The following is an 11,634-nucleotide window of genomic DNA, read 5'->3' as shown; positions in this document are numbered from 1 at the left end:
GCTATCAGGTTAGCATTCCACCATCAACCACTATGGTTTGACCTGTTACGTAAGACGACATGTCTGAGCCAAGGAAAACGCAGGCGTTCGCTACATCTTCTGGGTTACCACCTCTTTTCAAAGGAATGGCGTCTCTCCAACCCTGAACAGTTTTTTCGTCCAATACGTCAGTCATTTCTGTTTCAATAAAACCTGGGGCTACTGCATTAGATCGCACACCTCTTGAACCAAGCTCGAGGGCTACCGATTTAGTAAAACCGATAATACCTGCTTTAGAAGCAGAGTAGTTCGCTTGGCCGGCATTTCCTTTAATGCCTACTACAGAAGTAATGTTAATGATAGAACCAGCACGCTGCTTCATCATTGTTCTGGTAGCCGCTTTTACAGTGTTAAAGCAAGATTTTAGGTTTACGTTGATTACCTCATCCCACATTTCCTCAGTCATACGCATCAAAAGGTTGTCGCGGGTAATTCCTGCATTGTTCACAATAATGTCTAGCGAGCCAAACTCGCTTACAATACCGTTTACCAGTTCTTCGGCTGCAGCAAATTCGGCAGCGTTAGATCTGTAACCTTTTACTTTTGTGCCAAATGCAGCAAGTTCGCCTTCTAATGCTTGGCCTTTTTCTACGCTCGAAAGGTAGGTGAAAGCCACATTGGCACCTTCTTGTGCAAATTTGGTGGCAATGGCTTTTCCGATTCCTTTAGAAGCACCGGTAATTAGGGCAGTTTTTCCTTCTAATAAACCCATAAATGTATCTGTTAACTATTAATTCAAATCCTCAATAAAGATTCGTTCTCTATTGAACATTCAAATAAAACCAAAAGGATTAACTCCTCCAATTTCGCTGTTTTTTTAAGAAGGGATTTGGATTAACTTTGCCACACCCTAAACGGATTAAAACTAAAGATTGATATGGCAACAAAATACGATTTAATAGTCATTGGAAGTGGACCTGGCGGATATGTAGCTGCAATTAGAGCTTCGCAATTAGGTATGAAAGTAGGCGTTGTAGAGCGTTCTGAATTGGGTGGAATTTGCCTTAACTGGGGCTGTATTCCTACCAAAGCACTTTTAAAAAGTGCACAAGTATTTGAATACGTAAAGCATGCCAGCGATTATGGTGTGAACATCGATAACGCTTCTGTAGATTTTGACGGGATGGTAAAGCGTAGCCGGGATGTTGCCCAAGGAATGAGCAAGGGTATTCAGTTCTTGTTCAAAAAGAATAAAATCGACCATATTTCTGGTTTTGGAAAATTAAAGGCTGGTAAAAAAGTAGAGGTAACCACTGAGGACGGTGCTAAAACTGATTACTCGGCAGATCATATTATTGTTGCTACTGGTGGTCGCTCTCGCGAGTTGCCAAACCTACCTATTGACGGTAAGAAAATTATTGGCTACCGCGAAGCCATGGTAATGGAAAAACAACCTAAGTCTATGGTGGTTGTGGGTTCTGGTGCTATTGGTGTGGAGTTTGCCTATTTCTACAATTCAATCGGAACAGAGGTTACTGTGGTTGAATTTATGGACAAAATTGTTCCTGTTGAGGATGACGATGTATCTAAGCAGTTGGAAAGAAGCTTCAAGAAATCGGGCATTAAAGTGATGACCAGCTCTGAAGTAACCAATGTGGATACTAAAGGAAAAGAGTGCAAGGTAACTGTTAAAACCAAGAAGGGCGAAGAAGTAATTAACTGCGATGTAGTACTTTCTGCAGTTGGAGTTACAACAAATTTGGAAGGAATTGGTTTGGAAGATGTTGGTGTTGCTACTGACAAAGGAAAAGTAATTGTTGACGACTATTACAAAACCAATATTCCGGGTGTTTATGCTATTGGTGACATCGTTCACGGCCCAGCATTGGCACACGTTGCTTCAGCCGAAGGTATTATTTGTGTAGAGAAAATTGCTGGTGAGCATACAGAGCCACTAGACTACGGAAATATCCCAGGTTGTACTTACTGCTCGCCAGAAATTGCTTCAGTAGGTTATACCGAAAAAGCAGCTAAAGAAGCTGGATATGAGATCAAAGTGGGTAAATTCCCATTCTCTGCATCTGGTAAGGCAAAAGCTGGTGGTGCATCAGACGGTTTTGTAAAGGTGATTTTTGACGCTAAATATGGCGAGTGGTTAGGTGCTCACATGATTGGTGCGAATGTTACTGAAATGATTGCCGAAGTTGTAGCAGCAAGAAAATTAGAAACTACTGGTCACGAAATCATTAAGACGGTTCACCCTCACCCAACAATGTCTGAGGCCGTGATGGAAGCAGCAGCAGCCGCTTATGACGAAGTGATTCACTTATAAGAAGATTATTAGTGTTGCGCTAAACCATATCGAAGAGAAAGACCTTGTACTACGGTTGAAAGGCCAAGACAAGGAAGCACTTGCTTATTTATACAATAAGTATGGTGCCGCTTTATATGGTGTAGCGCAACGCATTATTAAAAACGATGATGTAACCAGTGAAGTTATTCAGGATGTTTTCCTGAAAATCTGGAATAAAATACCATCGTACGACTCCAAAAAAGGGCGCCTATTCACTTGGATGCTCAATTTGACCCGCAACGCTGCAATCGACAAAATCCGATCGAAAGAAATTAAGAAGTCTGGTAAAACCGATTCGGTAGAAGACAACGTATATACGATCGACCAGCAAAACAGTGCAGAAATGTCAGTCGATGGCATCGGTGTGAAGGAGTTGATGGGAGACCTCGTGGAAGAACAGCGCTTTATTGTCCAAAAGATTTATTTTGAAGGATATACTCACTCAGAAATTTCTAAAGAGTGTGATATACCTTTGGGTACAGTAAAGTCTCGACTACGGTCGGCCTTATCGCATTTAAGAAAAAGAGTAAGAAAGTAAATTGGATATTAAAGAGTACATATCGTCCGGAATTCTAGAGGCTTACGCGCTCGATGGACTCTCTTCTGAAGAAAGAAGAGGAGTGGAGGATATGCTTGCACAATATCCTGAACTGAGAGCTGAGTTAAATGCCATTGAAGAAGGGCTTGAAGCTTTGGCTTTAGAGACAGCAATTACTCCACCTTCAGATTTAGGAGCCTCAATACTTTCCCAAATTGAAGACAAGGAAGCGCCTGCCGGTGCAACTGCTGAAACAAAAGTAGTGGCCATGCAGCCTAAAACCAGTGTTTGGGCTTATGTAGCTGCGGCTTCAATTGCTTTGGCGGCTATCGCATCTTTCCTTGCGTACGATTATCATACTAAATGGCAAAGTGCTCAAAATGCCTTTGCTCAACTGCAAGCCAATAATGAGTTAATGGCAAGCCAGTACAATCAGGTAAACCAAAAACTTGAGCAGCTTGAGGATGATATTGAGATAATAGGCAATAGCGACTTCCAGCGTGTAAACATGGGGGCTGTTAATGAGGGTGATAATTATACAGCTAGTATATACTGGAATGCAAAAACCGAAGAGGCCTTCTTAAGCATTCAAAACCTGAAACAGCTAAGCGAAGAGCAACAATACCAGCTATGGGCTATTGTTGATGGAAAGCCTGTGGATATGGGGGTATTCGATTTTGATGTTAAAGGCCTGCTGAAAATGAAATCTGTTGCCAATGCCGCAACATTTGCAGTGACCATCGAGCCAAAAGGTGGTAGCGTAAATCCTACATTAGAGGCTATGCAAGTAGCTGGAAATGTGGGGTAATCACTACCCCACAAAACTTGTCTTAGTAATACTTTCCTTCAATCAGGTAATTCTTTACATAATCAGTTACACCTTCTTCCAATGAGGTAAAAGGAGTCTCGTAACCAATCGATTTTAGCTTGCTCATGTCGGCTTCAGTAAAGTACTGATACTTGTCTCTGATATCGGCCGGAGTATCAATAAAAGAGATTTGTTCTTCTTTATCCATGGCTTTGAATGTAGCACGAACTAGGTCTAGGAAAGTTCTCGCCTTACCACTTCCAAGGTTATAAATCGCGGAGTCTTTTCTGTGGTTCATTAAAAACATGCAAACATTCACCACATCCTTTACATATACAAAGTCGCGCATTTGCTCGCCATCTTTAAACTCAGGGTTGTGCGACCTGAAGAGCTTCATGCCATCAGTTGCTTTTATTTGGTTAAAAGCGTGCATAATTACCGAAGCCATTCTGCCTTTGTGGTATTCGTTTGGTCCGTAAACATTAAAGAATTTGAGACCCGCCCAGAAGAAAGGTGTTTCTTCCTGCTTTAGCGCCCACTTGTCAAATTCATTCTTTGAGTCTCCATAAGGGTTAAGCGGGATAAGGTGCTCAATCTTGCTATGATCATCCACATAGCCATATTCACCTAAACCATAAGTAGCAGCCGAAGAGGCGTACACCAATGGAATCTGATAAGCAATACATTTTTGCCATACCGCTTTGGTGTAGTCGGTATTAAGCTTGGCTAGCAATTCCGCATCAAACTCTGCGGTATTTGTTCTAGCGCCTAAATGAAAGATAAACTCCACCTTGTCCTGCACCTCGTCAAGCCAATCGATAAAGTTGTCGCGGTCTACTCTTTCCTTAATCGACTTGCCAACTAGGTTTTTATTTTTCTCTTCGTTGTCGAAATGATCAACAACCACTATGTCTTTGTAGCCTTCATCGTTCAGCTTGCTTACCAAACAACTTCCTATAAATCCTGCTGCACCTGTTACTACTATCATGATGTTCTTTGTTGAATGCCAAAGTTAAAGATTTAGCCATTATATTTGCACCCAAATTTAAGGTCAGTTATGGTCTATGTAAGTCGAAAAGAGCATTTTAACGCTGCTCATAAATTGTATAACCCGAATTGGAGCTTGGAGAAGAATGTAGAGGTGTTCGGGCCTTGTGCAAATGCCAACTGGCATGGGCATAATTTCGAGCTTATAACTACTGTAAAAGGGGAACCAAACCCTGAAACTGGGTTCGTTATTGACCTCAAGCAACTTTCTACACTAATCCGCAGAGAGGTAATCGATAAGCTTGACCACAAAAACCTGAACATGGATGTTGACTTCCTTGAAGGGAAAATGGCAAGCTGTGAGATTTTGGTGATGGAGATATGGAAAATCTTAGCGCCTAAAATCAAAAAAATATCAGAAACTGGCGAACTACACTCGCTTAAGCTTTACGAAACCCCACGAAACTACGTAGAGTATTTTGGGTAAGGCATAAAAAAAGACGGAGAGAAATGAATCTATCCGTCTTTCATTTTAAGTCTTTCTGGTCTACGCCACCTTCAGCTTCTTAAACTTCGATTTCTCGAATTTCTCTTTCGCATAGTTGTAATCTATGCTCAAGGTCTTAGTGTTCGCATCAGATGGAAGCTCGAACATTGCGTCTGTCATAATCGCTTCGCAAATCGATCTCAATCCACGAGCACCAAGCTTAAACTCCAGGGCCTTTTCTACAATGTACTGAAGCGCATCATCTTCAAAGCTCAGCTCTATGTCTTCCATATCGAAAAGCTTTTGATACTGCTTAGTAAGTGCATTTTTAGGTTTGGTAAGAATGCTCTTAAGAATTTCTGCGTTAAGCGGGTTTAGGTGAGTTACAACCGGTAAACGACCAATTAGTTCTGGAATCAAACCGAAGTTTTTCAAATCCTGAGCATTTACGTATTGGTGCAGATTGTCTCTGTCAATTTCCTCTACGGTGTCTTTGGTTGCAGCAAAACCTAGTGGTTGTGTGTTCAGTCGGTTGGCAATGTTTCTGGCAATGCCATCGAAAGCGCCACCACATACAAACAGAATGTTCTGCGTGTTTACAGAAATCATTTTCTGGTCAGGGTGCTTTCTTCCGCCTTGTGGAGGAACATTTACAGATGTGCCTTCCAATAGTTTAAGTAATGCCTGCTGAACACCTTCACCACTCACGTCACGTGTAATGGATGGGTTGTCCGATTTGCGGGCAATTTTATCGATTTCGTCAATGTAGATAATGCCACGTTCTGCAGCCTCTACATCGTAATTGGCCGCCTGCAATAGGCGAGTAAGTATACTTTCTACATCTTCACCCACATAGCCTGCCTCGGTAAGTACTGTGGCATCGGCAATGCAGAAAGGAACCTGCAAGATCTTAGCTAGCGTACGTGCTATATAAGTCTTACCGGTTCCTGTCTCACCAATCATAATGATGTTCGATTTCTCAATCACAATGTCATCATCGGTCGATTTTTGGATCAAACGCTTGTAGTGATTGTAAACCGAAACGGAGATTACCTTTTTCGCTTCATCTTGCCCAACTACATATTGGTCAAGATACTTTTTCATTTCTATCGGTTTTATCAAGTTGAATTTAGGAGCATCTTCCGATGTCTTAGTTTTCATTTCTTCCGATAGAATTTGATTGGCCTGTGTAATACAATGATTACAGATATGCGCATGAATTCCTGATATCATCAGGTCTACATCCTTTTTATTTCGGCCGCAAAATGAACAGGTAACCTCTGCCATAGTTTTATTTTCTTATCAAGACCTCGTCAATAAGGCCGTATGCTTTTGCTTCTTCAGCTCTCATCCAGTAGTCCCTATCACTGTCCTTTTCGATCTTATTATAGGTTTGTCCTGAATGTTTCGATAGTATATTATACAAATCTTTTTTCACTTCTAGCGTCTGCTTCAAAGATATCTCCATATCAGAAGCCTGACCCTGCATGCCACTCATCGGTTGGTGGATCATGATTCTAGAGTGTTGTAGTGCACTTCTTTTATTTTCAGCACCGCCAGCAAGTAGTACAGCGCCCATAGATGCTGCCAAACCAGTACAAATTGTAGCCACATCTGGCTTAACAAAATGCATGGTGTCGTACATGCCTAAACCCGCGTAAACAGACCCGCCTGGGCTGTTAATGTACATTACAATGTCTCTGTTCGGGTCAACCGACTCTAAGAACAACAACTGCGCTGTAATGATGTTCGCAATATTATCATCAACCCCCATCCCTAAAAAGATGATACGGTCCATAATAAGTCTTGAGAATACATCAATCTCTGCAAATCGAGTAGGACGCTCTTCAATTACCGAGCGCGTCATGTTTTCGATATACGATGCGTATTTGTCTACTGATGTTCCGCTAACTCCTTGATTGTGAATAGCGTATTTTCTGAATTCGTCTTTATTAATCATTCGTTTCTGACAACTTTAGCCTAACAAAATTAAAAAAAAAGCCCTTCTGCCAAAGGACTTCTTTTTAACATCTTGTATGGTTGATTAGTTCTCAACGATTTCTTTGAATTTATCGAGGCTCACTTTCTTAGATTTGATCTCGATTTTCTCTTTTACAAACTCAAGTACTTTTTCAACTTGAACCTGCTCTGCCATCTTCATGTAGTTCTGGCCATTTTCACCTTGTAGGTAGTTGTCTACAAATGCATCCATTTGATCAACAAACTGGCCCATGCCAGAGCCCATAAACTGCGCTTCGATCATTTTGCGAGTTGCCTCTTTAATGTCTTCGTGCTCAGGCTTAATTTCGTTTTCCTTAGCAATTTCGTTCGAGATAAGGTTCCATCTAAGCTGGTCAGCATAAATGTCGTATTCCTTCTCAATGTCAGCATCAGTTACTTTGCCTTCGCCAGAAAGCTTTAACCATTCTTTCAAGAATTCGTCCGGAAGAGAAATTTCAGTGTTTTTGATTAGCTCATCCTGGATGGTTTTGTTCAACCAAGCATTGGTTTCACGCGCATAGTTTTCACCAATAGTATCAGTGATTTTCGCCATGAATTCTTCTTCAGAAGAAACTACACCTTCGCCAAATGTTTTGTCGAAAAGGGCTTGGTTTACTTCAGCAAGTACTCTTCGGTTTACATTCTTTACTTCAAAAACAAAGTTCATGTCTAGGCCTTCAAGCTCGTCTTCAGTTTTACCTAATTGAGCTGCTTGCTTAGAAGCTTCTTTGTAAAGTTTAGATAGGTCAACCTTAATCTCGTCACCTTTCTTTTTGCCAATAAATTTCTTGGCATTGGTTTTATTAAGGTCGTTTAAGTCTACAGTAGTATCGTGAGTGAAGTCGCCTTGCTTAAATGCGCCAAAGATAATGTCGCCTTCTTCGCTAACTTCTGGGTTTGTCATTTCTCCAAATTGCGTACGAACGTTATCTAAAGTTTCGTCCAATACTTTTTGGTCAGCTTCAATGTTGTAGTTAGTTACTTTAACTTTTTTCGAAAGATCAACTTTGAAGTCGTCTACCAAGCCAATATTGTAGTCAAACTCAAATTCCTTTGCGTTTTCCCAGTCAATATTCTCGAAGCTCTGTTGGTCAGGGATTGGCTCACCTAGAATCTTCAATTCGTTATCTCTAATGTAGTCCTGAAGCTTGTGACCTACCAAGTGGTTGATTTCTTCAACCAAGATAGACTTGCCGTACATTTTTTTGATTACACCTGTAGGGACTTTGCCCGGACGAAATCCTTTGATTTGCGCCTTCTTGCTGTAATCCTTGATTTTTTCGTCTACTTTCGATTGATAATCAGCTTCGTTTAATTTAATTTTAATTGAAGCGACATTCGAATCTTTTTTGTCTAACGTGATATCCACTTTACTAACTGTTTATGATGACATAAATAAAAACCCTCATATCTTACGACTGAGGGTTCAATTTGTGCGGATGGAGGGACTCGAACCCCCATGCCCGGAGGCGCTAGATCCTAAGTCTAGTGCGTCTACCAATTTCGCCACATCCGCTCATGTGTTTGAAATGGACTGCAAAGGTATATGAATAAGTTTTCTAAACAATACACTTTGCAAGAAATTTTTCTGAAACTTGAAAAAATTTCTACCTAATTTTAAGAAATGATAGCAGTCGATTTAGAAGAAGAAAGAAAAGAGATCATTAGGAGGTATCGGAAACTGCTCAGAAAAGCCAAACCCTTCCTTAAAGGTGATGATGCCAAACAAATAAAAAAGGCATTTAACACCTCGCTCGAAGCGCATAAAGAAATGCGTAGAAAGTCGGGCGAACCATATATCTACCATCCTATAGCTGTTGCCGAAATTTGTGTTGATGAAATCGGACTCGGTACAACATCAATAGTAGCAGCCCTTTTGCATGATGTTGTGGAAGATACCGAAATCGAGCTTGAGGAAATTGAACAAGATTTTGGTCCCAAGGTGGCCAAAATTATAGATGGGCTTACCAAGATCTCTGGTGTGTTCGAACATGGTAGTTCGCAACAGGCTGAAAACTTTCGAAAAATGCTCCTTACCCTGTCAGACGATGTAAGGGTAATATTGATTAAGCTAGCTGATAGACTGCACAACATGCGAACCCTCGGTTCGATGCCTCGGCACAAGCAGCTTAAAATTATTTCGGAAACAATTTATTTGTATGCGCCACTTGCGCACCGTTTGGGTTTGTATGCCATTAAATCTGAATTGGAGGATTTGTGGTTGAAGTATACGGAGCCAGAAACCTACGCTGATATTGTTGCTAAAATTGCCGAGAGTAAATCTTCGCGAGCCCGCTTTATTAAGAGCTTCATGAATCCGATTTTAGAAGAAATCAATAAGTCGGGTTTACGTTACGAGGTAAAGGGCAGGCCAAAGTCCATTTATTCTATATGGAATAAAATGCGCAAACAGGACATTCCTTTTGAACAGGTTTACGATTTGTTCGCAGTAAGAATAATTATTGATACAGACTACGACCATGAAAAGGCGGCTTGCTGGCAAGTTTATTCTATAGTGACCGATTTCTATACGCCAAACCCCGATAGGCTAAGAGATTGGGTGAGTACACCAAAGGCCAATGGTTACGAATCGTTGCATACTACCGTAATGAGCCGGAAGGGGAAATGGGTAGAGGTGCAAATCCGTACCAAGCGTATGGACGATATTGCGGAGAAAGGCTATGCAGCTCACTGGAAATACAAGGATGGAATGACTCCAACGCAAGAGTCGGGCCTAGAGGTTTGGATCCAGAAAGTGCGGGATATGCTGGAGCAAAACGACACTACGGCCATAGAGTTTGTGGATGACTTCCGCGCTAATCTATTTAATGAAGAGGTTTTTGTATTTACGCCAAAAGGCGATTTGAAGATTTTGCCCGTAGGAGCGACTTCTTTAGACTTTGCATTTGATATACATACAGAGGTAGGAGCAAAGTGCTTAGGCGCCAAAGTGAATAATAGGCTGGTTCCTCTCAATTATAAATTAAGAAATGGCGATCAGGTAGAGATTTTAACTTCCAACAAACAAAAACCAAATGAAGATTGGTTGCGCTTGGTGGTTACATCTAAGGCCAAGTCGAAAATTAAAGACACACTCAAAGAAGCTAAAAAGCAGGCGGCTGCCGATGGAAAGGAAATTGTGCAGCGAAAGCTAAAACAAATGAAGGTGCCTTTCGATAGCGATGTGGCAAATCAACTGCGTGCTTTCTTCGAGGAGAAAACGGTTACAGACTTTTATTACAAGGTAGGTAAAGGTGTAATCGATTCAACAGAGATTAAGAAGTACAAAGACTTCAAAACCAAAAAGAGTAAAACCGTAAAACCAGCAGCTAACAGCACAGCTTTTTCTGATGACTTTAGTAAAATTAAGGAGACAGGAAAGGATATTCTGCTCATTGGAGAGAATATGGATGTGATTGATTATCGGTACGCCCGTTGCTGCAATCCAATTCCTGGCGATGATGTTTTTGGCTTTGTAACCATTAATGAAGGAATAAAAATTCACCGAACTACTTGTCCAAATGCACCGGAGTTACTTTCTAATCATGGTAATCGTATTGTAAAGGCTAAATGGCTTTCAAAACAACAGAATGCATTTTTGGCTGGCCTTAGAATTATTGGTACCGATAGAGTAGGTTTAATGCGCGATGTTACCAGCATTATATCTAATGAGCTTAAGGTGAATATGCAGTCTATTAGTATTGATACCGAAACGGGAATTTTTGACGGTCAGATTAAGTTGTACATTAACAATACTAAGCACCTTGATGAGCTCATAGCGCAGCTCGAAAAGGTAACCGGGGTAATGCGTGTTACACGCTTTGAATCTCGCGATGACTCTTAGTATCAACAAAGTATTATATTTGCAACCTAATTGATTGAGCATGCCACTAAACGCAGGTGTTTTTGAGGAAGTAAAAAAGATTTTCACGGCTTATTTGGAAAACAAGGCGCTGAGGAAAACCCCCGAACGCTTTGCGATCTTAGAGGAGATCTACACACGCGATGGTCATTTTGATGTAGAATCGCTCTACATCAGCATGAAGAACAAAAACTATCGTGTTTCTCGTGCAACAGTATATAATACACTCGATCTATTAGTGGAATGCGATTTGGTTACCAAGCACCAGTTTGGTAAAAACATCGCACAATACGAAAAGTCATACGGCTTTAAACAACACGACCACATTCTTATGGTCGACTCTTCCGAAGTAAAAGAATTCTGTGACCCTCGGATTCAGAATATAAAAAACACTTTGGAAGAGATGTTCGATATAGAAATTATGCACCACACACTTTACTTCTTTGCAAAAAAGAAGGGCGAGTCCTCAAAGTAACCCCTATGGAATTCAAGTCGACAGTAACAGAAGGAATACTTACGCTTTCCTTAGATGGAAATTTAATTGGGGAGGATGTTGGTGCTAGCCTATTAGAAGCTGCCACCAATGCCATAGATAAAGGTGTGCTTTTGTGTGCTATTG

Annotated in this window: 12 protein-coding genes and 1 tRNA gene (1 of these 13 only partly in view); 7 read left to right on the top strand and 6 right to left on the bottom strand. The window is 41.0% G+C overall.

All coding sequences use genetic code 11. The annotated features are described in order from the left end of the window. Positions 1-4: 4 nt before the first annotated feature. Positions 5-751: a 3-oxoacyl-[acyl-carrier-protein] reductase gene (fabG, locus tag BMW98_RS00095; protein ID WP_090256333.1), complete on the bottom strand. Its 747-nt coding sequence runs from the start codon at positions 749-751 to the stop codon at positions 5-7. 165 nt (positions 752-916) lie between these two features. Between fabG and lpdA the strand changes: the two genes are divergently transcribed. From lpdA to BMW98_RS00080, 3 genes are read left to right on the top strand one after another with little or no spacing between them, the layout of a single operon-like run. Then, entirely contained in the window at positions 917-2,311 is a 1,395-nt protein-coding gene (gene lpdA / locus BMW98_RS00090) for a dihydrolipoyl dehydrogenase (protein WP_090256332.1), read from the top strand. A gap of 55 nt (positions 2,312-2,366) precedes the next feature. After that, complete coding sequence (locus tag BMW98_RS00085; RefSeq protein ID WP_245733437.1) at positions 2,367-2,870, top strand: RNA polymerase sigma factor; 504 nt, start codon at positions 2,367-2,369, stop codon at positions 2,868-2,870. Between the two features lies 1 nt (position 2,871). Continuing rightward, entirely contained in the window at positions 2,872-3,678 is an 807-nt protein-coding gene (locus BMW98_RS00080; protein WP_090256330.1) for an anti-sigma factor, read from the top strand. A 22-nt stretch (positions 3,679-3,700) separates the two neighbouring features. On the opposite strand, the gene rfaD is transcribed toward BMW98_RS00080, so the two are convergent. Next, complete coding sequence (rfaD, locus tag BMW98_RS00075) at positions 3,701-4,666, bottom strand: ADP-glyceromanno-heptose 6-epimerase (RefSeq protein ID WP_090256329.1); 966 nt, start codon at positions 4,664-4,666, stop codon at positions 3,701-3,703. A gap of 69 nt (positions 4,667-4,735) precedes the next feature. Between rfaD and BMW98_RS00070 the strand changes: the two genes are divergently transcribed. Next, positions 4,736-5,152, top strand: coding sequence for a 6-pyruvoyl trahydropterin synthase family protein (locus tag BMW98_RS00070; protein WP_090256328.1), 417 nt, complete (start codon positions 4,736-4,738; stop codon positions 5,150-5,152). Between the two features lie 60 nt (positions 5,153-5,212). Here BMW98_RS00070 and clpX read toward each other — a convergent pair whose 3' ends face one another. The 4 genes from clpX to BMW98_RS00050 all read right to left on the bottom strand — a co-directional run bounded on the left by clpX (position 5,213) and on the right by BMW98_RS00050 (position 8,669). Beyond that, on the bottom strand, positions 5,213-6,439 hold the full coding sequence (gene clpX / locus BMW98_RS00065) for an ATP-dependent Clp protease ATP-binding subunit ClpX (RefSeq protein WP_090256327.1): 1,227 nt from the start codon (positions 6,437-6,439) through the stop codon (positions 5,213-5,215). A gap of 4 nt (positions 6,440-6,443) precedes the next feature. Beyond that, a complete protein-coding gene (locus BMW98_RS00060) occupies positions 6,444-7,112 on the bottom strand; it encodes a ClpP family protease (protein WP_090256326.1) in 669 nt (222 codons plus the stop codon). A gap of 84 nt (positions 7,113-7,196) precedes the next feature. After that, positions 7,197-8,522, bottom strand: coding sequence for a trigger factor (tig, locus tag BMW98_RS00055; RefSeq protein WP_090256325.1), 1,326 nt, complete (start codon positions 8,520-8,522; stop codon positions 7,197-7,199). A gap of 65 nt (positions 8,523-8,587) precedes the next feature. After that, positions 8,588-8,669, bottom strand: a tRNA-Leu gene (locus BMW98_RS00050). Positions 8,670-8,777: 108 nt separating this feature from the next. On the opposite strand from BMW98_RS00050, the gene BMW98_RS00045 reads away from it, so the two are divergent. The 3 genes in view from BMW98_RS00045 to BMW98_RS00035 are tightly spaced (at most 40 nt apart) and all read left to right on the top strand, a layout consistent with a single transcriptional unit that may run on beyond the window. Beyond that, positions 8,778-10,997, top strand: coding sequence for a RelA/SpoT family protein (locus tag BMW98_RS00045; RefSeq protein ID WP_090256324.1), 2,220 nt, complete (start codon positions 8,778-8,780; stop codon positions 10,995-10,997). Positions 10,998-11,037: 40 nt separating this feature from the next. Further along, positions 11,038-11,490: a Fur family transcriptional regulator gene (locus tag BMW98_RS00040; protein ID WP_090256323.1), complete on the top strand. Its 453-nt coding sequence runs from the start codon at positions 11,038-11,040 to the stop codon at positions 11,488-11,490. 5 nt (positions 11,491-11,495) lie between these two features. After that, positions 11,496-11,634, top strand: the start of a protein-coding gene (locus BMW98_RS00035) for an STAS domain-containing protein (protein ID WP_090256322.1). The gene runs 206 nt beyond the window's last position; the window shows 139 of its 345 coding nt (coding positions 1-139); its start codon is at positions 11,496-11,498; the stop codon falls past the right edge of the window.

Source organism: Roseivirga pacifica, from assembly GCF_900111145.1.
GTDB classification, from domain to species: domain Bacteria; phylum Bacteroidota; class Bacteroidia; order Cytophagales; family Cyclobacteriaceae; genus Roseivirga; species Roseivirga pacifica.
Note: the sequence above shows the minus strand (reverse complement) of the source record. Positions and strands in the feature narration are given on the sequence as shown.

Coding starts and splice junctions, on each gene's coding strand:
- rfaD (WP_090256329.1), bottom strand. CDS start 4,666: ATGATAGTAGTAACAGGTGCAGCAGGATTTATAGGAAGTTGTTTGGTA.
- BMW98_RS00045 (WP_090256324.1), top strand. CDS start 8,778: ATGATAGCAGTCGATTTAGAAGAAGAAAGAAAAGAGATCATTAGGAGG.
- clpX (WP_090256327.1), bottom strand. CDS start 6,439: ATGGCAGAGGTTACCTGTTCATTTTGCGGCCGAAATAAAAAGGATGTA.
- lpdA (WP_090256332.1), top strand. CDS start 917: ATGGCAACAAAATACGATTTAATAGTCATTGGAAGTGGACCTGGCGGA.
- BMW98_RS00060 (WP_090256326.1), bottom strand. CDS start 7,112: ATGATTAATAAAGACGAATTCAGAAAATACGCTATTCACAATCAAGGA.
- BMW98_RS00040 (WP_090256323.1), top strand. CDS start 11,038: ATGCCACTAAACGCAGGTGTTTTTGAGGAAGTAAAAAAGATTTTCACG.
- BMW98_RS00070 (WP_090256328.1), top strand. CDS start 4,736: ATGGTCTATGTAAGTCGAAAAGAGCATTTTAACGCTGCTCATAAATTG.
- fabG (WP_090256333.1), bottom strand. CDS start 751: ATGGGTTTATTAGAAGGAAAAACTGCCCTAATTACCGGTGCTTCTAAA.